At 63.0% G+C, this 21,658-nt stretch carries 23 protein-coding genes; 11 read left to right on the top strand and 12 right to left on the bottom strand.

The annotated features are described in order from the left end of the window. Window positions 1–4: 4 nt before the first annotated feature. From trmD to thrC, 7 genes are all read left to right on the top strand, one after another. A complete protein-coding gene (trmD, locus tag BM275_RS02435; protein ID WP_014821239.1) occupies window positions 5–757 on the top strand; it encodes a tRNA (guanosine(37)-N1)-methyltransferase TrmD in 753 nt (250 codons plus the stop codon). A gap of 42 nt (window positions 758–799) precedes the next feature. Next, entirely contained in the window at window positions 800–1,150 is a 351-nt protein-coding gene (rplS, locus tag BM275_RS02430) for a 50S ribosomal protein L19 (protein WP_003303444.1), read from the top strand. 190 nt (window positions 1,151–1,340) lie between these two features. Beyond that, complete coding sequence (gene xerD, locus BM275_RS02425; protein ID WP_090519169.1) at window positions 1,341–2,237, top strand: site-specific tyrosine recombinase XerD; 897 nt, start codon at window positions 1,341–1,343, stop codon at window positions 2,235–2,237. A 123-nt stretch (window positions 2,238–2,360) separates the two neighbouring features. Further along, entirely contained in the window at window positions 2,361–3,086 is a 726-nt protein-coding gene (locus BM275_RS02420; protein ID WP_041014746.1) for a thioredoxin fold domain-containing protein, read from the top strand. Between the two features lie 104 nt (window positions 3,087–3,190). After that, complete coding sequence (locus BM275_RS02415) at window positions 3,191–3,709, top strand: GFA family protein (protein ID WP_090519168.1); 519 nt, start codon at window positions 3,191–3,193, stop codon at window positions 3,707–3,709. An 82-nt stretch (window positions 3,710–3,791) separates the two neighbouring features. Beyond that, window positions 3,792–5,096 carry a homoserine dehydrogenase gene (locus BM275_RS02410; protein ID WP_090519167.1) on the top strand — a complete coding sequence of 435 codons (1,305 nt, stop codon included), beginning with the start codon at window positions 3,792–3,794 and terminating at the stop codon, window positions 5,094–5,096. Window positions 5,097–5,180: 84 nt separating this feature from the next. After that, the gene (gene thrC, locus BM275_RS02405; RefSeq protein WP_090519166.1) at window positions 5,181–6,590 is read left to right on the top strand and encodes a threonine synthase; all 1,410 of its coding nucleotides are present in this window, start codon (window positions 5,181–5,183) and stop codon (window positions 6,588–6,590) included. Between the two features lie 118 nt (window positions 6,591–6,708). Here the strand turns inward: thrC and rnt are convergent, their stop codons facing one another. Together rnt and pyrC are read right to left on the bottom strand one after the other, a co-directional pair. Continuing rightward, complete coding sequence (gene rnt / locus BM275_RS02400) at window positions 6,709–7,383, bottom strand: ribonuclease T (RefSeq protein ID WP_023444744.1); 675 nt, start codon at window positions 7,381–7,383, stop codon at window positions 6,709–6,711. After that, entirely contained in the window at window positions 7,380–8,423 is a 1,044-nt protein-coding gene (pyrC, locus tag BM275_RS02395) for a dihydroorotase (protein ID WP_090519165.1), read from the bottom strand. Before pyrC ends, rnt begins: the two co-directional genes overlap by 4 nt. A 164-nt stretch (window positions 8,424–8,587) precedes the next feature. Between pyrC and BM275_RS02390 the strand changes: the two genes are divergently transcribed. The 3 genes from BM275_RS02390 (at window position 8,588) to gloA (ending at window position 11,271) form a co-directional block, all read left to right on the top strand. Next, window positions 8,588–9,478 carry a flagellar protein MotY gene (locus tag BM275_RS02390; RefSeq protein WP_042926736.1) on the top strand — a complete coding sequence of 297 codons (891 nt, stop codon included), beginning with the start codon at window positions 8,588–8,590 and terminating at the stop codon, window positions 9,476–9,478. An 87-nt stretch (window positions 9,479–9,565) separates the two neighbouring features. Continuing rightward, entirely contained in the window at window positions 9,566–10,783 is a 1,218-nt protein-coding gene (locus BM275_RS02385) for an argininosuccinate synthase (protein ID WP_090519164.1), read from the top strand. 95 nt (window positions 10,784–10,878) lie between these two features. Then, window positions 10,879–11,271 (top strand): lactoylglutathione lyase, encoded by a 393-nt coding sequence (gloA, locus tag BM275_RS02380; protein ID WP_003282968.1) that lies wholly within the window; start codon window positions 10,879–10,881, stop codon window positions 11,269–11,271. A gap of 52 nt (window positions 11,272–11,323) precedes the next feature. Here gloA and BM275_RS02375 read toward each other — a convergent pair whose 3' ends face one another. The 8 genes from BM275_RS02375 to rsxA all read right to left on the bottom strand — a co-directional run bounded on the left by BM275_RS02375 (window position 11,324) and on the right by rsxA (window position 18,915). Beyond that, window positions 11,324–11,503, bottom strand: coding sequence for a PA3496 family putative envelope integrity protein (locus BM275_RS02375; RefSeq protein ID WP_003282969.1), 180 nt, complete (start codon window positions 11,501–11,503; stop codon window positions 11,324–11,326). Between the two features lie 108 nt (window positions 11,504–11,611). After that, complete coding sequence (gene nth / locus BM275_RS02370) at window positions 11,612–12,250, bottom strand: endonuclease III (protein ID WP_090519163.1); 639 nt, start codon at window positions 12,248–12,250, stop codon at window positions 11,612–11,614. A 10-nt stretch (window positions 12,251–12,260) separates the two neighbouring features. Beyond that, window positions 12,261–12,974 (bottom strand): electron transport complex subunit E, encoded by a 714-nt coding sequence (locus tag BM275_RS02365; RefSeq protein WP_014819503.1) that lies wholly within the window; start codon window positions 12,972–12,974, stop codon window positions 12,261–12,263. Next, window positions 12,971–13,744, bottom strand: coding sequence for an electron transport complex subunit RsxG (rsxG, locus tag BM275_RS02360; protein ID WP_090519162.1), 774 nt, complete (start codon window positions 13,742–13,744; stop codon window positions 12,971–12,973). Before rsxG ends, BM275_RS02365 begins: the two co-directional genes overlap by 4 nt. 1 nt (window position 13,745) lies before the next feature. Further along, window positions 13,746–14,774, bottom strand: coding sequence for an RnfABCDGE type electron transport complex subunit D (locus BM275_RS02355; RefSeq protein ID WP_090519161.1), 1,029 nt, complete (start codon window positions 14,772–14,774; stop codon window positions 13,746–13,748). Window positions 14,775–14,894: 120 nt separating this feature from the next. Further along, complete coding sequence (gene rsxC, locus BM275_RS02350) at window positions 14,895–17,762, bottom strand: electron transport complex subunit RsxC (RefSeq protein ID WP_090519160.1); 2,868 nt, start codon at window positions 17,760–17,762, stop codon at window positions 14,895–14,897. Continuing rightward, window positions 17,759–18,334, bottom strand: a complete 576-nt coding sequence (gene rsxB, locus BM275_RS02345) for an electron transport complex subunit RsxB (RefSeq protein ID WP_003302265.1) — start codon at window positions 18,332–18,334, stop codon at window positions 17,759–17,761. The genes rsxC and rsxB overlap by 4 nt, the downstream gene beginning before the upstream one ends. Further along, window positions 18,331–18,915, bottom strand: a complete 585-nt coding sequence (rsxA, locus tag BM275_RS02340; protein ID WP_003282096.1) for an electron transport complex subunit RsxA — start codon at window positions 18,913–18,915, stop codon at window positions 18,331–18,333. The genes rsxB and rsxA overlap by 4 nt, the downstream gene beginning before the upstream one ends. Before the next feature lie 221 nt (window positions 18,916–19,136). On the opposite strand from rsxA, the gene BM275_RS02335 reads away from it, so the two are divergent. Continuing rightward, a complete protein-coding gene (locus BM275_RS02335; protein ID WP_090519159.1) occupies window positions 19,137–19,544 on the top strand; it encodes a hypothetical protein in 408 nt (135 codons plus the stop codon). Between the two features lie 11 nt (window positions 19,545–19,555). Here BM275_RS02335 and BM275_RS02330 read toward each other — a convergent pair whose 3' ends face one another. Both BM275_RS02330 and BM275_RS02325 read right to left on the bottom strand, forming a co-directional pair. Further along, a complete protein-coding gene (locus BM275_RS02330) occupies window positions 19,556–20,662 on the bottom strand; it encodes an enoyl-CoA hydratase/isomerase family protein (protein WP_090519158.1) in 1,107 nt (368 codons plus the stop codon). Between the two features lie 58 nt (window positions 20,663–20,720). Next, a complete protein-coding gene (locus BM275_RS02325) occupies window positions 20,721–21,539 on the bottom strand; it encodes an enoyl-CoA hydratase (protein ID WP_090519157.1) in 819 nt (272 codons plus the stop codon). Window positions 21,540–21,658 lie beyond the last annotated feature (119 nt).

The following is a 21,658-nucleotide window of genomic DNA, read 5'->3' as shown; positions in this document are numbered from 1 at the left end:
CGGCATGTCCGCTTTGCGCGTCGAGGTCATCAGCCTTTTCCCGGATATGTTCGCAGCGATATGTGACTACGGGATTACCAGTCGTGCCGTGAAGCAGGGGTTGTTGCAGTTGAGCTGCTGGAACCCCAGAAGCTACACCGAAGACCGCCACCAAACAGTGGACGACCGCCCATTCGGCGGTGGCCCCGGCATGGTGATGAAGATCAAGCCGCTCGAGCTTGCCTTGGCTGACGCCAAACAGGCTGCGGGTGAGGCGGCGAAGGTGATCTACCTCTCGCCGCAGGGGCGCCAGCTGAAACAGGCTGATGTCCGCGAGATGGCAAAAGAGGATGCGCTTATCCTGATTGCCGGTCGCTACGAAGGTATTGATGAGCGCTTCATCGAAGCGCATGTCGATGAGGAATGGTCGATTGGTGATTACGTGTTGTCCGGTGGCGAGTTGCCGGCAATGGTGCTGATCGACGCCGTGACGAGGCTGCTTCCGGGCGCCCTTGGTCATGCTGGTTCCGCCGAGGAGGATTCGTTCACCGACGGCCTGCTCGACTGTCCGCACTACACGCGTCCTGAGGTGTATGCGGGTAAATGTGTTCCTGATGTGCTGCTCAGCGGCAACCACGAACACATCCGACGCTGGCGCTTGCAGCAGTCCCTTGGAAGGACCTGGGAGCGACGCGCCGATCTTCTGGATAGCCGCTCGCTTTCTGGAGAAGAACAGAAGCTGCTGGCGGAATACATCCGCCAGCGGGACGATAGTTAACGTATCGATGGCAACCCACAGGGTTGACCTTAGGAGCACAGCATGACCAACAAGATCATTCAGCAGCTCGAAGCCGAGCAGATGAACAAAGAAATCCCGCCGTTCGCACCGGGCGACACCGTTATCGTTCAGGTGAAGGTGAAGGAAGGCGAGCGTCAGCGTCTGCAGGCCTTCGAAGGCGTCGTGATTGGCAAGCGCAACCGCGGTCTGAACAGTGCTTTCACCGTTCGCAAGATCTCCAACGGTGTAGGCGTCGAGCGTACTTTCCAGAGCTACAGCCCGATGGTCGACAGCATCAGCGTCAAGCGTCGCGGTGACGTGCGCAAGGCCAAGCTGTACTACCTCCGCGCGCTGTCCGGCAAGGCCGCCCGCATCAAGGAAAAGCTGGTCTAAGACCGCGGTTCCGCAAAAAAGCAGCCCTCGGGCTGCTTTTTTCGTTTCTAGGGCCTGCTGATTCCGGCGGAGCGAGACTGGTGCCTGCGATTGGGGCGGCGATCGGATGAAGAGATTCCGATTCGTTTGCGCTCTGGCCGCATCGGGACGCCTGTGGAAAACTGTTGTACCCCTTCTGATTGAAGCTGTCATGCCTGCACTCGACGACCCCGTCATCGACCGTTACCTCGATGCGCTCTGGCTGGAAAAAGGGCTGGCGGACAATAGCCGCGAGGCCTACCGCAGCGACCTCGCATTGTTCAACGGCTGGCTGGAGGAGCGAGGCGTTCGACTTGCCACCGCCGGGCGCGAGATCATTCTCGATCACCTCGCATGGCGTCTGAACAATGGTTACAAGGCGCGCTCCACGGCGCGCTTTCTGTCAGGCTTACGGGGCTTTTATCGCTACCTGTTACGCGAGGGCGAGATCGCCGTCGATCCGACCTTGCGCGTGGATCTGCCACGGCTTGGACGTCCCTTGCCGAAAGCGCTGTCCGAAGCCGATGTAGAGGCATTGCTGACGGCGCCAGATATTGGAGAGCCGTTAGGTCTGCGTGATCGCGCCATGCTCGAGGTGCTTTATGCCTGCGGGTTGCGGGTTACCGAGTTGATCAGCCTGACGCTCGAGCAGGTCAGCATGCGCCAGGGCGTCGTGCGAACGTTCGGCAAAGGCAATAAAGAGCGTCTTGTGCCGCTTGGCGATGAAGCTTTGCACTGGCTGGAGCGTTATCAGCGCGATGGTCGTGAACTCTTGCTCTCGGGCAAGGCCAGTGATGTGCTGTTTCCCAGTCAGCGCGGTGGCCAGATGACACGCCAGACCTTCTGGCACCGGATCAAGCTGCACGCGAAGGTCGCCGGTGTCGCCGCATCGATTTCACCGCATACCTTGCGCCACGCTTTCGCCACGCACTTGCTCAACCATGGCGCGGATCTGCGCACCGTGCAGATGTTGCTTGGTCACAGCGACCTGTCGACCACTCAGATCTACACCCACATTGCGCGAGCGCGGTTGCAGGAGTTGCATGCGGCGCACCATCCGCGCGGCTAGGGCAGAGCGCCGGCGCTGGTAGGCCGTGGTCTCGGCGGCGGCCCAGAGAAGCAGCTAGCAGTTTGTACGGCATGGCTATGATAGGCTTTGCGCCTTTCCCGATTGTCGCTGCCAGGAGTTTCCATGGGCGTGATTCGTATGTTCGCTGCCGCCGTTGCAGGTCTGGCCAGCGTTGTTGTAATGGCCGCCGATCCGGATCAGGCGATTCGCCAGTCTTTGCAGAAGATCCAGCCGGACATGCCCATCGAGGCTATTGCCGAGAGTCCGATGCCCGGGGTTTATCAGGTTCAGCTGGAGGGCGGGCGGCAGCTGTATGCCAGCGCTGATGGGCAGTTCGTCATCCAGGGCTATCTCTACCAGTTCAAGGATGGTCAGGCCGTCAACCTGACCGAGCAAGCTCAAAGCAAGTCGGTGGCCAAGCAGATCAACTCGATCCCGGCCAGCGAGATGGTGGTGTTCGCGCCCAAGGAACCCAAGACCCATATCACCGTATTTACCGATACTGACTGTGGCTACTGCCAGAAGCTGCACAGCGAGGTTTCGCAGTTGAACCGCCTCGGCGTTGAGGTTCGCTATGTCGCGTTTCCGCGGCAGGGCATGGGTAGTCATGGGGCCAATACCCTGACCAGCGTGTGGTGCGCCAAGGATCGCCAGGACGCCATGAACAAGGCCAAGGCGCGTGAAGATCTGCCCACAGCCAGCTGCGAGACGCCTATCGAAAAGCAGTATCAGCTTGGCCAGATGATCGGCGTACAGGGCACGCCTGCCATCATTCTCGCCAACGGTCAGATGATTCCCGGCTATCAGCCGGCCGCCCAATTAGCAGAAGTTGCGCTCGCTGCCGAGTAATGCGTTGAGGCCATTGGTCCGATTCATTCGGGCTGATTGCCGATAGTGGAACTGGCTGGCCTGATGCGTTCAAAACCCTAAGGGTCTGAATGAGGAGGGTCGTGATGAAGCTCGAAGGTTCCTGTCACTGTCAGGCTGTGCGGTTCAGCCTAGAATCCGCGCAGCCGTATCCTTTCATGCGCTGCTACTGCTCGATCTGTCGCAAGACAGCGGGTGGCGGCGGCTACGCGATCAATCTTGGTGGTGACTATCGAAGCCTGCAGGTCGAGGGGCGGGAGCAGCTTGGCGTCTACCAGGCGCATATCACCGATGCCGAGACTGGCGAGGTAAAGATCAGTGATGGTCGCCGCCACTTCTGTCGACACTGCGCCAGTGCGTTGTGGTTGTGGGATCCGAACTGGCCCGAGCTGGTGCATCCCTTCGCATCGGCGATCGACACCGATCTGCCCATCCCGCCGGAGCACACGCATTTGATGCTCGACTCCAAGGCCAGTTGGGTAGAGCCGCAAGTACAGGGGCATGATCGCTGTTTTGCCGAATACCCGGATGAGTCGCTCGCGCAATGGCATCAGCGGTTGAAACTTGACGATCGGGCGCGCCCGCCGCAAGGCGAGGCTGATTGACTAAAAGCTGCTCCCTTCGTAATGTGCGACTCTTTTGTCGACCGGCAGGTCCGGTCGTCTCGCTGTGAATGGGGAGTTCAGCTTGAAACCGGTGAAAGTTGGCATCTGTGGGCTGGGAACCGTCGGTGGCGGTACCTTCAATGTGCTCAAACGCAACGCCGAGGAGATTGCCCGCCGTGCCGGGCGCGGAATCGAGGTTGCGCAGATTGCCACCCGGCACCCGAATCCCAAGTGCGATACCGGTACGACAGCCATCACGGCGGACATCTTCGATGTCGTGAACAACCCCGAAATCGACATCGTTGTCGAGCTGATCGGCGGTTATACCCTGGCCAAGGAACTCGTCCTCAAGGCCATCGAGAATGGCAAGCATGTGGTCACCGCCAACAAGGCGCTGATCGCCGTGCATGGCAACGAAATTTTCGCCAAGGCGTGCGAGAAGGGCGTAATCGTCGCCTTCGAAGCTTCGGTCGCGGGTGGTATTCCGGTCATCAAGGCGATTCGTGAAGGGTTGGCCGGTAACCGCATCAACTGGCTGGCGGGAATCATCAACGGCACCGGCAACTTCATCCTCACCGAGATGCGTGAAAAGGGGCGCACCTTCGAGGACGTTCTCAAGGAAGCCCAGGAACTCGGCTACGCCGAGGCCGACCCGACCTTCGACGTCGAGGGCATCGATGCCGCGCACAAACTAACGATCCTGGCGTCCATCGCTTTCGGGATCCCGCTGCAGTTCGACAAGGCTTACACCGAGGGCATCGCGCGCCTGACCACGGCTGATGTGAATTACGCCGAAGCGCTGGGCTATCGCATCAAGCACCTGGGCGTCGCCCGCCGCACCGATGCTGGCATCGAACTGCGCGTTCATCCGACACTGATTCCGGCCGACCGCCTGATCGCCAACGTCAATGGCGTGATGAATGCGGTCATGGTCAATGGCGATGCCGTCGGCAGCACGCTCTACTACGGCGCCGGTGCAGGCATGGAGCCGACCGCTTCGGCAGTCGTGGCCGACCTCGTGGATGTGACCCGGGCTCTGACCACCGATCCGAACAATCGCGTGCCGCATCTGGCGTTCCAGCCCGACTCGCTGTCCGATCATCCAATTCTGCCGATCAGTGCCTGCGAGAGCGCCTACTACCTGCGCATCCAGGCCAAGGACCATCCGGGCGTGCTGGCTCAGGTGGCAACCATTCTCTCCGAGTGTGGCATCAACATCGAGTCGATCATGCAGAAGGAGGCCGAAGTCCAGGACGGTCTGGTTCCTGTGATTCTGGTGACCCATCGAGTGGTCGAGCAGCGTATCGACGATGCTATCGCTGCGTTGGAAGCCCTCGATGATGTGGCGGACAAGGTCGTGCGCATTCGCGTCGAACAGCTCAACTAACCAAGCCGCAGGCCGCAGCTGCAGGCACGGAACAGCCTGATACCTGCAGCGCCAGCCTGCCGCTCGAACCGAAGGTTTGAACAAATGCGCTACATCAGCACTCGCGGCCAGGCGCCGGCCCTGAACTTCGAAGACGTCCTGCTGGCCGGCCTGGCCAGCGATGGTGGCCTGTACGTGCCGGAGAACCTGCCGCGGTTCACCGTGGAAGAAATTGCCTCCTGGGCCGGCCTGCCGTATCACGAGCTGGCCTTTCGGGTCATGCGCCCGTTCGTTGCCGGCAGCATTCCGGACGCCGACTTCAAGCGAATCCTCGAAGAAACCTATGGCGTCTTCGCCCATAGCGCCATCGCCCCGCTGAGTCAGCTGAACGGCAACGAGTGGGTGCTGGAGCTGTTTCACGGCCCAACCTTGGCGTTCAAGGATTTCGCCTTGCAGCTGCTCGGTCGCCTGCTCGATCACGTGCTGGCCAAGCGTGGCGAGCGCGTGGTGATCATGGGCGCCACCTCCGGTGATACCGGTTCGGCGGCCATCGAAGGCTGCAAGGCCTGCGATAACGTCGACATCTTCATCATGCACCCGCACAACCGCGTATCCGAGGTGCAGCGCCGGCAGATGACCACCATCCTCGGCGACAACATTCACAACATCGCCATCGAAGGCAACTTCGACGACTGCCAGGAGATGGTCAAGGCCAGCTTTGCCGACCAGGGTTTCCTCAAGGGCACCCGTCTGGTGGCAGTCAACTCGATCAACTGGGCGCGGATCATGGCCCAGATCGTCTACTACTTCCACGCTGCGCTGCAGCTTGGCGGTCCGGCGCGCTCCGTGGCGTTCTCGGTGCCGACCGGCAATTTCGGCGACATCTTTGCCGGCTATCTGGCGCGCAACATGGGCCTGCCGATCAACCAGCTGATCGTTGCCACCAACCGCAACGATATCCTGCATCGCTTCATGTCCGGCAACCGCTACGACAAGGACACCCTGCACGCGTCGCTGTCGCCGTCGATGGACATCATGGTGTCGTCGAACTTCGAGCGTCTGCTGTTCGACCTGCATGGTCGCAATGGCAAGGCCGTGGCCGAATTGCTGGATGGTTTCCGTGCCAGCGGCAAGCTGTCGGTGGAAGAGGAACGCTGGGCCGAAGCGCGCAAGCTGTTCGATTCGCTGGCCGTGGATGACGAGCAGACCTGCGCCACCATCGCTCAGGTCTTCAAGGAAACCGGCGAGGTGCTCGATCCGCATACGGCCATCGGCGTGCATGCCGCACGCGAATGCCGTCGCAGCCTGAGCATCCCGATGGTGACACTGGGCACCGCGCACCCGGTGAAATTCCCGGATGCGGTGGAGAAGGCGGGTATTGGCCAGGCACTTGCCTTGCCGGCGCACCTGGCTGATCTGTTCGAACGCAGCGAGCGTTGCACGGTGCTGCCGAACGAACTGAAGGCCGTTCAGGCCTTCGTTGGCCAGCACGGCAACCGGGGCAAGCCGCTGTAACGCTGCGGTAATACAAAAAAGGCCAGTCGCATGACTGGCCTTTTTTCGTTTACAGCGTCGATCTCGACTGATGGCATTCCGAAGCGGGCCTTCGCCCCGATGCTCCGTATCCCGGACGTTACTCGTCGAACTCTTCCCAACCGCCCATTTCCCGCCAACGATTGACGATGCCGCAGAACAGCTCGGCAGTCTTCTCGGTGTCGTACCGGGCCGAGTGCGCCTCGCGGCCGTCGAAGTCGATCCCGGCGGCCTGGCAGGCCTTGGCCAGCACGGTCTGACCGTAGGCAAGGCCAGCGAGGGTGGCGGTGTCGAAGCTGGAGAAGGGGTGGAACGGGTTGCGCTTGATCTCGCAACGAGCGATCGCTGCGTTGAGAAATCCCAGGTCGAAGCTGCTGTTATGACCGACCAGAATCGCGCGCTTGCAGCCGGCGGATTTCACCGCTTTGCGCACGCTGCGAAAGATATCGGTCAGGGCCTGCGATTCGGGCACGGCCATGCGCAGCGGATGGTCGAGCTTGATGCCGGTGAACTCCAGCGCGGCTGCCTCGATGTTGGCGCCAGCGAAAGGCTCCACGCGGTAGAACAAGGTGTCCTGCGGGTACAGCAGGCCTTGCTCGTCCATGCCGATGGTCACGGCCGCAATTTCCAGCAGCGCATCCGTTGCGCTGTTGAAGCCGCCGCACTCGACATCGATCACCACTGGCAGGAAACCACGGAAACGCCGCGCCATCGGCGAGCGGGGTTTGCCCGGCAGGTGCTCTTCGAGCTCGTCTTCGAAGTGCTCTTCGCTCATGCGTTCGTCTCCAGACGCCAGTGCAGTCGTTCCCCGGCACGCAGCGGCACGACGACCTGCTCACCGAATGGCAGATTGGCCGGCACGTTCCACTCCTCGCGCACCAGGGTTATCTGCGTGGTGTTGCGCGGCAGACCGTAGAAATCCGGACCGAAGTGACTGGCAAAGGGTTCCAGTTTGTCCAGCGCCTGCCGCTGCTCGAAGGCTTCGGCGTACAGCTCGATGGCCGCATGCGCGGTATAGCACCCAGCACAACCGCAGGCAGCTTCCTTGGCGTGCTGTGCGTGGGGGGCCGAGTCGGTGCCGAGGAAGAACTTCGGGTTGCCGCTGGTGGCGGCATCCAGCAGGGCTTCCTGGTGAACGTTGCGCTTGAGCACTGGCAGGCAGAACAGATGCGGACGAATGCCGCCGACCAGCATGTGGTTGCGGTTGTACAGCAGGTGGTGCGTGGTGATGGTGGCGCCGACGTTGGCGCCTGCCGCCTGGACGAACTGCACGGCGTCACGGGTGGTGATGTGCTCGAACACCACTTTGAGGGTTGGGAAGCGCGCGGTGACGCGGCTCAACTGCTCGTCGATGAAGTGTTTCTCGCGATCGAATATATCGATCTCGCTGCGCGTGACTTCGCCGTGGACCAGCAAAGGCAGGCCGACCTCGGCCATGGTTTCCAGCACACCGAAGATGTTGTCGATCGCGGTTACGCCGGAAGCGGAGTTGGTGGTCGCGCCTGCCGGATATAGCTTGGCGGCATGCACGAAGCCGCTGGCCTTGGCCTGGCGGATATCGTCGGAACTGGTGCTGTCGGTGAGATAGAGCACCATCAATGGCGTGAAATCACTGCCGGCCGGCCGAGCCGCCAGGATGCGCTGGCGATAGGCTTCGGCCTCGTCGGCATTGCGTACCGGTGGCACCAGGTTCGGCATGATGATGGCGCGGGCGAACTGACGAGCAGCATCCGCGACGGTGTGAGGCAGGGCGGCGCCGTCGCGCAGGTGGATGTGCCAGTCGTCGGGGCGCAGCAGGGTGAGTCGGTCGGACATGCAGGGGTTTCCAGGCGGGTGAAACGTGCGCGAATGCTACCGGAAAAGCCCGGAGACGGCATCTTGCCTTCGTCTGCCAGGCTTGGGCGCTGACCGTGACACGCTCAAGTTTGCCGGTCGGGCACCGATACCTAGAAGGAATACGCATCCTCTCGGAGTTCATCGTGCGCCTGCGCCCCCTCGTACTGTTGTGCCTGCTCGCTTCACCGGCCAACGCCCTGACATTCCAGACGCGGCTGGAACGGGTGCAATGGCAGGTGGAGGGCGATCAGTTCGAGTGCCGACTGACCCAGCCCATCGCCGGTTTCGGCAGCGGCGAGTTCGTCAGGCGTGCCGGCGAACAGGCGGTCTTTCGTTTGCACTCGCCGGAGCGCTGGCTTGGCGCCGGCTCGGCGACACTGCTTGCCGCAGCGGCGCCTTGGCAACCGTCGCGCAGTGATATCAATCTCGGCGTGGTCACCGTGAGTGGTGGCGATATTCCGTTCAACAGCACCCAGCTACAGGCCGGGCGCCTGCTCAGCGGCCTGCTCGAAGGGCGTAGCCCGGTGGTTCGGCATCGCACCATGCACGGCGGCGATACCCTGGAGATTCGCCTGTTGCCGGCGCGCTTCGGCAAGGCTTACGAGGACTACCGCGCCTGTACGGCCAAGCTGCTGCCAGTCAATTTCGATCAGGTGCGCCAGTCGCAGATCGGTTTCCCGAGCAGCGATGTGGTGCTGGACGCTCAGGGGCGCGCCAGGCTCGATGTCGTTCTGCAGTACATGCGCGCCGATCCCAGTGTGAATCGCATCGAACTTGATGGCCACTCGGACAACAGCGGCAATCGCCTGCTCAATCGGGATCTGTCGCGCCGTCGCGCACTGGCGGTTCAGGAGTACCTGGTCGCCAACGGCATAGCGCTGGAGCAGATCACCCTGCGCTTCCATGGCGAGCGCTATCCGCTGGTGGCCAACAGCAGCGAGGCCAATCGCGCGAAGAATCGGCGTGTCACCTTGCGCCTGGCGCGAGAAGCGGCGCCTCCTGCGCCCTCGGCTCCCGCCGCCCCGTCGTCTTGATTGCCGCCGCAGCGGCGCGCCCCTGTAAAAGCCAGCCCATGACCGGTAGAATCGCAGGCTTTCCGTACAACCCGTGGAGCTGATGGCATGGCGGACGTTAAGAAGGTAGTTCTGGCCTATTCCGGTGGCCTGGACACCTCGGTGATTCTGAAGTGGCTGCAAGACACCTATAACTGTGAAGTGGTGACCTTCACCGCCGACCTCGGCCAGGGCGAAGAAGTCGAGCCAGCGCGCACCAAGGCGCAGGCTCTGGGCGTCAAGGAAATCTACATCGACGACCTGCGCGAAGAGTTCGTGCGCGACTTCGTCTTCCCCATGTTCCGTGCCAACACTGTTTACGAAGGCGAGTACCTGCTGGGTACCTCCATCGCCCGTCCGCTGATCGCCAAGCGCCTGATCGAGATCGCCAACGAGACTGGTGCCGATGCCATCTCCCACGGTGCCACCGGCAAGGGTAACGACCAGGTGCGCTTCGAGCTGGGCGCTTACGCGCTCAAGCCAGGCGTCAAGGTCATCGCCCCGTGGCGCGAGTGGGATCTGCTGTCGCGCGAGAAGCTGATGGACTACGCCGAGAAGCATGCCATCCCGATCGAGCGCCACGGCAAGAAGAAGTCGCCTTACTCCATGGATGCCAACCTGCTACACATCTCCTACGAGGGCGGTGTGCTGGAAGACACCTGGACCGAGCACGAAGAAGACATGTGGCGCTGGACCAAGTCGCCGGAAGCGGCGCCGGACACCCCCACCTACATCGAACTGAGCTACCGCAAGGGCGACATCGTCGCCATCGATGGCAAGGACATGACTCCAGCTCAGGTCCTGGCCGAGCTGAACCGCATCGGCGGCGAAAATGGCATCGGCCGCCTCGACATCGTCGAGAACCGCTATGTCGGCATGAAGTCCCGCGGCTGCTATGAGACGCCCGGCGGCACCATCATGCTCAAGGCCCACCGCGCAATCGAGTCGATCACCCTCGACCGCGAGGTCGCGCACCTGAAAGACGAGCTGATGCCCAAGTACGCCAGCCTGATCTACAACGGCTACTGGTGGAGTCCCGAGCGCAGCATGCTGCAGCAGATGATCGACGCTTCCCAGGTCAACGTGAACGGCGTCGTGCGCCTGAAGCTGTACAAGGGCAACGTCATCGTCGTCGGCCGCAAGTCCGACGATTCGCTGTTCGACGCCAACATTGCGACCTTCGAAGAGGATGGCGGCGCCTACAACCAGGCGGACGCCGGCGGCTTCATCAAGCTCAACGCCCTGCGCATGCGCATCGCTGCCGGCAAGGGCCGCACCCAGTTCTGATAAGCTGGCGCGCCTGAGCAAACCGACCCCGGCCATGTGCCGGGGTTGTACTTTCTGCACTGCCACAAGCGCTGCCGAACGAGGAGACCTGAATCATGAGACTGCTGCATACCATGCTGCGTGTCGGCGATATGGAAAAGTCCATCGCCTTCTACACCGAAGTGCTGGGCATGACCCTGCTGCGCCGCAAAGACTATCCGGACGGCAAATTCACGCTCGCCTTCGTCGGTTACGGCGACGAGGCGCACAACAGCGTCATCGAGCTAACCCACAACTGGGGTGTCGAGACCTACGAGCTGGGTAATGGCTACGGCCACATCGCCCTGGAAGTGGAAGATGTCTACAAGGCCTGCGAGGACATCCGTGCCCGTGGCGGCAAGATCACCCGGGAGCCGGGGCCGATGATGCATGGTTCCAGCATCCTGGCGTTCGTCGAGGACCCGGACGGTTACAAGATTGAGTTGCTTTCGCCCAAGCGCGCCGACTGATCGGCGGCATGGAACAAGCGGATGTGAAAAAGCCCCTTTCGGGGCTTTTTCTTTACAGATCGAAGTCGAAGTCGTTCAACTGCTTCTGCAGGCGGCGTTCCTCGAGCAGGTTGTCGATGATACGGCGCTTGGTCAGATTGGTCTTGGCGACCTCGACGGGCGCTTCGCTGCTCTCATCGTCATCTTCGGCGATGAAATCGTCTTCGATCTGAATGTCTTCTTTCTCGGCCACTTGTTCACTCCAAGGCTACGGGGCGCTCTTGGCGCACCTTATAGCCGCAAATCGGGAGCCGGTAAAAAAGTTTTTTTCAATCGCGATGCAAGCTTTTCGCTAGCGCGCTCAATCGTCCGAAGTCTTGTGCCTGTATTCGCAGAGATCCTCGATCCGACAGCTGCCGCATAGCGGTTTGCGCGCCTTGCAGACATAGCGTCCGTGTAGGATCAGCCAGTGGTGTGCGTCGAGCAGATAATCCTTCGGTACGAAACGAATCAGCTTGCGTTCGACCTCCAGAACGTTCTTGCCTGGGGCGATGCCGGTGCGGTTGCTGACCCGGAAGATGTGCGTGTCCACCGCCATGGTGAATTGGCGGAATGCCGTGTTCAGTACCACGTTGGCGGTCTTGCGGCCCACCCCGGGGAGGGCTTCCAGATCCTCGCGATTGTCCGGCACCTGGCCGCCATGCTTCTCGATCAGCATGCGACAGGTCTCGATGACGTTCTTCGCCTTGCTCGGATACAACCCGATGGTGCGGATGTATTCGCACAGGCCGTCGTAGCCGAGAGCGTAGATCGCCTCCGGGGTGTTGGCCACGGGGTAGAGCCTGGCAGTTGCCTTGTTCACGCCGACATCGGTGGCCTGGGCCGAGAGGATCACGGCGATCAGCAGCTCGAAGGGCGTGCTGTAGGCCAGCTCGGTCTTCGGCTCGGGGTTGTCTTCATGCAAGCGCCGGAAGATTTCCCGACGTTTTTCGGCATTCATCGGAACGGGCTCACTCGATCACACCGGTTACGCGTACGCGGCGGCTGGTGGCCGGCGCAGCGGGCTGGGTGGCGCGGGCACGTTCGGCAAGCTGCTGGTCGATCCGGTTCTTCAGCGCAATCAGCAGGCCGAGCACGATGAAGGCACCAGGCGGCAGAATCGCCAACAGGAAGCCCTTGTAGTCGCTGAACAGAGTGATCTGCCAGTCAGCGGCGATCGGGCCGAACAGCAGGTGCATGTTGGCGAACAGCGCACCGGTGCCGAACAGTTCGCGCAGGCCGCCGAGCACCACCAGAACCAGACAGAAGCCGATGCCCATGACCAGACCGTCGAAGCCTGCGATCAGTGGATTGTGTTTGGCGGCGAACCCGTCGGCGCGTCCAAGGATGACGCAGTTGGTGGTGATCAGCGGGATGAAGATGCCGAGGATCTGGTACAGCTCGTAGGTGAAGGCTTGCATCAGTAGCTCAATGCAGGTGGTCAGCGCGGCGATGATCATCACGAATGCCGGCAGACGCACCGCGGTGTTGACCACGCCGCGCACCAGCGATACCCCGATGTTCGAACAGGTCAGCACCAGCATCGTCGCCAGGCCGAGTCCGAGTGCGTTGACCGCCGAGTTGCTGACGCCGAGCAGCGGACAGAGCCCGAGCAGCTGGACCAGCGCCGGGTTGTTCTTCCACAGTCCGTTGACGGTCAGTTCGCGATAGCTGGGTGCGCTCATGGCTGATCCCCTTGCGGCTCGGCTTCAGGCTCGTTGGTTTGCAGCTCGTCGCGGGTGGCGGCACTTCCGGCGCGTGAGTGGACGGTGGCTCCGGCGGGCTCGGTGCGGCTTTCCAAGGCGTCGCCGACGGCCCCGGTCGTCTCGCCGCTGGTTGCCAGCAGCTCGGCCTTGTGCGCATCGAAGTACTGCAAGGCGCGGTGCACGGCGCCGACCACGGCTCGGGGGGTGATGGTGGCGCCGGCGAACTGGTCGAACTCACCGCGATCCTTCTTCACCGCCCAGCCATCGGCCTCCGGGTTCGTTAGCGACTTGTCTTCGAAGCTTCGAATCCAAGGGCTCTTTGCGAGCTCGATCTTGTCGCCCAGGCCGGGCGTTTCCCGATGGCCAATGACCCGAACACCGGCGACCCGGCCGTCGGCGTGGATGCCCACCAGCAGATGAATCGCGCCGCTGTAGCCGTCCGGTGCGATGGCCTGGAGGATCACCGCGCTTGGCCGGCCATCCTTGATCGCGACATAAGCCGGCAGAGGGCTCTTGTTGCCGAGCAGGCGGTCCTGGATCAGCACGCTGTCGTCGAGCAGGTGATTGTCATAACTGCCTGCGGGCAGGATTTCGCCCAGTGCGCGAACCTGTGCGGCGCGTTCGGCGGCCTGGATGCGCTCGGCGGTGCCCTGCTGGAGCAGCGTCACCGCGCCTACGGTGACGACGGCGAACAGGCCCAGCACGGTGGCGTTCTTCAGCATCGAACGGCTGATTTCCGGAAGCATCATGTCATTCGCCCAGCTTGAAGCCGCGCTCGGCCTTGCGGTGGCCGTAGGTGCGCGGGCGGGTGTAGTAATCGATGGTGGGTGCTGCCAGGTTCATCAGTAGCACGCCGAAGGCCACGCCGTCCGGATAGCCGCCCCAGGCGCGGATGACGTAGACCAGTACGCCGACGCCAGCACCGAAGATCAGTCGACCGTGCGGGCTGGTCGCGCTGCTAACCGGGTCGGTGACGATGAAGAAGGCGCCGAGCATGGTGGCGCCGCTGAGCAAGTGGAACAGCGGCGAGCCGTTGCTATCGGAGCCCGAGCCGTTCCAGAACACCAGGCTCATCAGCGCCAGAGCGGCGAGCATGCCAGCCGGCGCGTGCCAGCTGAACAGCCTTTTGTGCAGCAGGAACAGGCCGCCAGCGAGGAAGGCCAGGTTCACGACTTCCGAGCCGATGCCGCCGAAGTGGCCGAACGCCGGATTGCGCCAGAGCTCGTCGATGGTCAGGCTCTTGTTCACCTTCAGGGCGTCGAGGGCCGTGGCCTGGGTCCAGCCATCCGGTAGCGAGGCGATGCCGAGAATGTGTTGCAGGCCGGCGCTTAGCCCGACGCTGTGCGGCACCGGCCAGGTGGTCATTTCCACCGGGAAGGAGATGAGCACCACCACATAACCGATCATGGCCGGATTGAAGGGATTCTGGCCGAGGCCACCATACAGCTGCTTGCCGAACACCACCGCGCAGCCGGTGGCGATCAGCGTCAGCCACCAGGGGGAGTAGGGTGGCAGCGCGAGGGCCAGCAGCACCGCGGTAACCAACACGCTGCCGTCGCGCAGAAAGAAGCCGACCGGGCGCTGGCGCAGCTTCAGAATCGCTGCCTCGAAGCCAAGCGCGGCCGCGCAGGCCCAGGCCATGTTGATCAAGGTGCCGGCGCCATAAAGCCAGGTCAGCACGACCACGCCGGGCAGGGTTGCCGCGAGCACCAGCAGCATGACGCGCTGGGTCCGGCTGGGGCCCTTGGCATGGGGCGAAGTGATGCGGGGCAGGGCCATTGGCTCTCCGGTTTTAGCGCGTTGACTGTGGGCAGGCTGGTGTGCCTGCGCCTTGTATCCGCTGTTTGTGTGGTTGCGTCACCCGGACGACCACGGTGGCTGCCGTGTCGAGCCGTGACTTCATGAGTTCTGATAGTCCGCCATCTGGCGTTCCGCTTCGCTCAAGCGCGCTCGTGCAGCGTCCATGGCGGCGGGCTCCGCGTGCTCGTCGCGCTCAAGCTTGCGCAGATCGGCGCGGGCAAAGGCGAGCTCGGTCTTGAGCGCCCGCTGGCGATCATCGACTCCTGGCTTGCTGGTCCGTACCAGATCGGGCGCAGCTTTTTGCGACGCATCTTCGGCAGCGTGCAGCGCCTGCTCCGCAGCGCTCAGCGAATCACGCAGACGGTTGAGCTCCGCTTCTTCGGCACCGGCTTTCTCGGCTTTCTTGAGTTCGGCGCGCTTCATCGCCAGCTCGATCTTGGCCTTTTTCAGTGCTTCGTCATTGACTGGTTTAGCGGCTGGCGCGGGCGCTGCACTCTGCGCGGCGGCCAGCGCCTGCTCGGCTTCGTGCAGCTGCTGGCGCAGGCGGGCGAGTTCGGCCTGCTGGTCGTCATCCGGTGCTTCGATCTTCTCCAGCTTGCGAATCTGCGCCTTGAGCATGGCAGCTTCGATCTTGGCCTTCTTCAGGGCCTCGTCGTCGGCTGGCTTGGCGGCGGGAGCGGGCGCTGCACTCTGCGCGGCGGCGAGCGCCTGCTCGGCTTCGTGCAGCTGCTGGCGCAGGCGGGCGAGTTCGGCCTGCTGGTCGTCGTCCGGTGCTTCGATCTTCTCCAGCTTGCGGATCTGCGCCTTGAGCATGGCCGCTTCGATCTTGGCCTTCTTCAGCGCCTCGTCATCGGCCGGCTTGGCGGCGGGGGCGGGTGCAGCACTCTGCGCGGCGGCGAGCGCCTGCTCGGCTTCGTGCAGCTGCTGGCGCAGGCGGGCAAGTTCGGCCTGCTGGTCGTCGTCCGGCGCTTCGATCTTCTCCAGCTTGCGAATCTGCGCCTTGAGCATGGCGGCTTCGATCTTCGCCTTCTTCAGTGCTTCGTCATCGGCTGGCTTGGCGGCGGGAGCGGGCGCTGCACTCTGCGCGGCGGTCAGCGCCTGTTCGGCGTCGTTCAGCTGCTGGCGCAGGCGGGCGAGCTCGGTCTGCTGATCGTCATCCGGTGCTTCGATCTTCTCCAGCTTGCGAATCTGTGCCTTGAGCATGGCGGCTTCGATCTTGGCTTTTTTCGCAACGGCATCGTCTGGCCCTGGCGCAGTGGCGGGCGGAGCGGAGTCCGCCTGCATGGCGGCATCCAACGCACGCTGCGCGGCCTCGGCGGCGTTGCGCAGATCGGCAACCTGGGCTTCCAGCTCGGCAGTGGCATGGGTGGCCAGCTGCTTCTCGGCTTTCTTCAGGGCGACCTGGGCCATGCTGGCCTCGATCTTAAGTTTCTTCTGCGTTTCGGAAAGGCTGGTCTTCTGTGCCGGGGCCGCCGTCTCGGCTGTGGTCGCGGTCGAGCCGCTCTCGCTTTGCGCCGCCTTGGCGCGTGCCGCACGTTCGGCACGGGCCTTGCGTTCGGCTTCCTTCTGTTCTTCGGCGCGCCGTAGACGTTCCTGGCGAAGCTCGAAGCGCTGTTTGGAGTGCTCGGCCTTCTGCTGCTTCTGCTCCAGCTCGCGGATCTCACCCTTGGCAGCGCGGTAATACTGCACCAGGGGGATGTTGGAGGGGCAGACGTAGGCGCAGGCGCCGCACTCGATGCAGTCGAACAGGTTGTGGGCCTTGAGTTGCTCATGCTCCTGGCCGAGGGCAAAGAAATGCAGCTGCTGCGGTAGCAGGCTGACCGGGCAGGCCTCGGCGCACTCTCCGCAACGGATGCACGGCAGAGCGGGCGGCGGTGGCGGCAGCTCTTCCAGCGTGCTCGCCAGCAGGCAGTTGGTGGTCTTGACCACCGGCACCTCAAGGGACGACAGGCTGAAGCCCATCATCGGGCCGCCCATGATCAGACGGTTCAGCCTGTGCTGATCGAGACCGGCGAAGGCCAGCAGTTCATCCACGGGGGTGCCGATCAGCACCTCGACGTTCATCGGCCGCGCCAGCGCCTCGCCGGTCAGGGTGGTGATGCGCGAGATCAACGGCTTGCCGAGGAGCACGGCGTCGTGGATGGCGACGCAGGTTCCGACGTTCTGGCAGAGCATGCCGATATCCGCCGGCAAGCCGCCACTGGGAACCTCTTCTCCGGTGAGAATCTGGATCAGCTGCTTTTCGCCGCCGGACGGATACTTGGTCGGGAAGACCTTCAACGTGAAGGGGCGCTCGCCGATGGCAGCCCGCACTGCGGCGATCGCTTCGGGCTTGTTGTCCTCGATGCCGATCAGTACCTCTTGCGGCTGAATCAGGTGCGCGAGTATCTCGATCCCCGCGACCAGCTCGGCCGCGTTTTCACGCATCAGCAGGTCATCGGCGGTGATGTAGGGCTCGCACTCGGTGCCATTGATGATCAGCGTGCGGATCGTCTGGGTCGGCGGGGGGCTGAGCTTCACGGCGGTGGGGAAGCCGGCGCCGCCGAGGCCGCTGATGCCGGCCTGGCGAATCAGCTCGAGCAGGGCAGGGCGCTCGAGTTCACGGTAATCCGGCTGCGGATGCAGGTCGATCCATTTGTCTTCGCCATCGCTGTCGATGACGATCGCGTTGGCGAGCATGCCTGATACATGCGGGTAGGGCTGCGGGCCGATGAAGCTGACCACTCCGGAGGTAGGAGCATGCAGCGGCGCGCTGACAAACCCGCTGGCGACAGCGATCTGCTGACCTTTGAGTACCCGTTCGCCAAGAGTGACGCAGGGCTCGGCCGGCGCTCCGAGGTGCTGCGTCAGTGGCAGGACCAGGCGCTTGGGCAGCGGGGCCGGCTGGATCGGGGTGCGGTTGGACAGATCCTTGTGTTCCGGCGGATGAATGCCGCCGTGGATGTCCCAGATCTTCAGTGCGGTCATGCGGCCTGCTCCCGATCAGTTGCGATCAGCTGGCCGGGCGCCAGCGGCCGGTTCCATTTCCAGCTCTGCAGGTTGCTGCCGACTTCGATCATGTCGATGCAGTCCACCGGGCAGGGTTCGACACACAGGTCGCAGCCGGTGCACTCGGAAATGATCACGGTGTGCATCTGCCGCGCGGCACCGACGATGGCGTCAACCGGGCAGGCCTGGATGCACTTGGTGCAGCCGATGCACTCGGCTTCACGGATGTAGGCGACCATCTGCGGCTTTTCGCCACCCTCGGCATCCAGCGGCTCCGCCTCGACATCGAGCAGATCGGCCAGGGCCTGGATGGTCGCTTCGCCGCCCGGTGGGCACTTGTTGATCTTGTCGCCGCCGGCAATGGCTTCAGCGTAGGGTTTGCAGCCCGGATAGCCGCACTGGCCACATTGGGTCTGGGGTAGCAGGGCATTGATCTGCTCGGCGATCGGATCGCCTTCGACACGAAAACGCACCGCGGCGAAACCGAGGATGGCGCCGCCGAGCAGGCACAGGGCGAGCAGGGCGAGGATCGCGATGACGACTGCGCTCATAGCTTGATCAGCCCGGTGAAGCCCATGAATGCCAGCGACATCAGGCCGGCGGTGACCATGCCGATCGCCGCGCCCTGGAACGACTTCGGCACGTCGGCAATGGCGATGCGCTCGCGCATGGCGGCGAACAGTACGAGCACCAGGGAAAAGCCCAGCCCCGCGGCGAAGCCGTTGACGGTGGCGGTGAGAAAGGTGAATTCGGCCTTGTTGGCATTGAGCAGCGCCACGCCGAGCACGATGCAGTTGGTGGTGATCAGTGGCAGAAAGATGCCGAGTACGCGGTACAGCAGCGGACTGGTCTTGTTCACCACCATCTCGGTGAACTGAACGGTCACCGCGATCACCAGAATGAAACTGATGGTGCGTAGAAACTCGAGGTCCAGCGGCTTGAGCACATACTGCTGGACGAGGTAGCTGCACATGGCGGCAAGCGTCAGCACGAAGGTGGTGGCCAGCGACAGGCCGATGGCGGTCTCGATCTTCTTCGAGACGCCCATGAACGGGCACAGACCGAGGAACTGCACCAGTACGAAATTGTTGACCAGGATGGCGCTAACCATGATCAGGGCGAGTTCGGTCATCTAGGGTCTATTCCCGTTCCGTCCGCTCTGCGAGAGCCGTGGGGCTAAAGGGCCGCTATTATCGGGAAGCAGCGGCAGCCATACAAGGTGCGGCGGCCCGTCGCGGTCCTCGCGCGACGCATGACGTCGTGTCAGAGCTGCCGGTTGTCCGCTGTTTCTGCAGCTGTCTTACGGTTGTGGTCTGATGAATCGAAGCCTGTGAGCCATCGGAGGTGGTTTCCATGAGCATTCGTTCTTCACTGCTTATTCTGCTCTGTGTAGGCCTGGGCATGAGCCTGCAGGCCCATGCGGAGCGGCGAGACGGCGTCTGGGTCTTCCAGGCGGAGAGTCCGCGCTACTACCACCCGGGGCCGCGACACTATGACCGGGACTATCGTCAGCACAACCGTCCGCATCAATACGACCCGCGAAGCCCTTATTCCCACTATCCGCAGTACCCGCGCAACCTGCCGCCGCGTTATCAGAGTCAGCTTCCGCCGCAATACTACGACCGCCATCGCGGCTTCGAGCGACGTGGCTACTGGCGTCAGGAACATCGCCAGCAGCGTCCGCCGCTGATCAGGGATGGGCGCGATCATCGGCTACGGCGGCATTACGATGGGGGCGGCCGTCAGCACTACTATCGGTGATGAGAGGGCATTCAGGCCAGCCCGGTCAGTGGATGATCCCCTTCCCAGGTCGGCTCGAAGTGAGCCTCGACCACCGCTGGCGGAACGTGGTGGGCGTCTGGCCAATGCCAGCCTGGCCTATTGTCCTTGTCGATCAGGCGGGCACGGACGCCTTCGGCGAACTCCGGGTGGCGACAGCAATTCAGGCTTAGTGCGTACTCCATCTGCAATGCCTGGCCCAGCGACAGCTTCCGGCCTTTCTCCTGCTGTCGCCAGGCGAGATGGGCGCTCAGTGGGCATCCGTCGCGCAGGCCGCGAGCGGCATGCGCGATTACCTCGTCAGAATCATCCTGCAACGCGGCCAAGGCCTGCCATGCATGCGCGAGCTCAGCCACGTCCAGCAGTTCATCGATCCGCTCTAGTCGTGGCAGCAACCTGGGTGCGGGCAGTAGTGCAGTGGCGTGCCTGGACAAGGCCCGCAACAGACTGTGCAGCTGGCTGTGCGCCTGGTCCTGCCAGTTGATCTGGACCAGTCCCTCGATGAGTTCGGTCTGTTGCTCGTCCATCAGGCAGCGGTCGGCAAGACCGATGTCCAGTGCATCGCGGGCATTCACCCGCGTGCCGGTGAGGCCCAGAAACAGACCCAGCTTGCCAGCCAGGCGAGGAAGGAACCAGCTCGCGCCGACATCCGTATGCAGGCCGATGGCGACTTCCGGCATCGCCAGCCAACTATCCGGTGTAACGATGCGGATCGTCGCGCTCTGCAGGAGCCCCATACCGCCGCCCATCACGTAGCCATGGCCCCAGCAGATAAGCGGCTTCGGGTAATGGTGCAGCAGGTGGACGAGGCGGTACTCGTCGGCAAAGAAACGCTCGGCCAAGGCCGGCACCATTCCGGGCTCGCCTCGGCAGGTCTCTGCAAGGCGGCGTACGTCGCCACCGGCGCAGAACGCCTTGGCACCGTTCCCGCGTAACAGCACGCAGGCGACTGCCGGCTCGTTGGCCCAGCGGCCAAGCTGGTCAAGCAGTGCGTCGATCATCGGCAGGCTCAGGGCGTTGAGTTGCTGCGCGGCGTCCAGGGTGACAATGGCTATTCGCATGCCATGCAGGGCGGGGCGTTCTTCGAAGGTGACGTGCATGTAATCCTCGGCGCCGGATGGGTGGGCAGGTCCTGTAAGGCTGCGTTTGGTACGGCGGTCATCGGTTGCGCCAGCGAGGGTCGCGCTTCTCGAGGAACGCATTGACACCCTCCAGAGTGTCGTCGGCCTCGAACAGCTCGACGAAGGCCTCGCGCTCGGCGGCGGCAAGCGTATTGGGCACCCGTTTACGGGCCGCGTCGATCAACGGCTTGATGGCACGCACCGCAACAGGGCTTTGCCGCGCGACCCGGGATGCGAGCATCAATGCGTGGCCACGCGACTGGCCGGGGTCGACCACCTGCTCCACCAGTCCGATGCGCAGCGCAGTTTCTGCCGTGATGCGCTCGCCACAGAGGATCATGCGTTTGGCCCAGCCTTCGCCCACCAGCCAGGCCAGTGCCTGGGTGCCGCCCGCACAGGGCAGCAGGCCCACCGATGCCTCCGGCAAGCCCATTTGCGCCTGCTGCTCGGCGATGCGCAGGTCGCAGGCCAGTGCGCATTCCAGGCCCCCGCCAAGGGCGAATCCGTTGATTGCAGCGATGGAGACACCGCGGAAATCGCGCAGCGCCTCAAAGGCTTCGCCAAAGCGGCGGGCCATTTCCCGGGCTCGGATGCGATCGCCGTCAGCGAAGAGTTTCAGGTCCGCCCCCGCGCTGAAGAACTTCTCGCCCTGACCGCAGATCACCAGTGCGTAGATTTCGTCATCGTGGTTCAGATGGTCGATGATCTGCTTGAGCCCGATGAGTGACTCGCGGTCCCAGGTGTTGGCAGGCGGATGGTTGATCGTGATGAGGGCGGTGTGACCATGCTTCTCCACGGTCAGCTTGTGGGTCAGGTCGAAGACACCGGCTTGGTAGGGCTCTACTGCAGTGCTCATGGTCGAAATCCTCGTGCGTTTCAGGGCTCCGCTGACGAGCGACCGGTAACGTCGCTCCTCTTGAGAGTCCTTCAATGCAGCGAGGTTGCAGCGTTCCGGTCGGTCAGACGACCCGATGG

This window comes from Stutzerimonas kunmingensis (assembly GCF_900114065.1).
Taxonomy (GTDB): Bacteria; Pseudomonadota; Gammaproteobacteria; order Pseudomonadales; family Pseudomonadaceae; genus Stutzerimonas; species Stutzerimonas kunmingensis.
The sequence above is the reverse complement of the archived record's forward strand: the minus strand, read 5'-3'. Positions and strand labels throughout refer to the sequence as shown.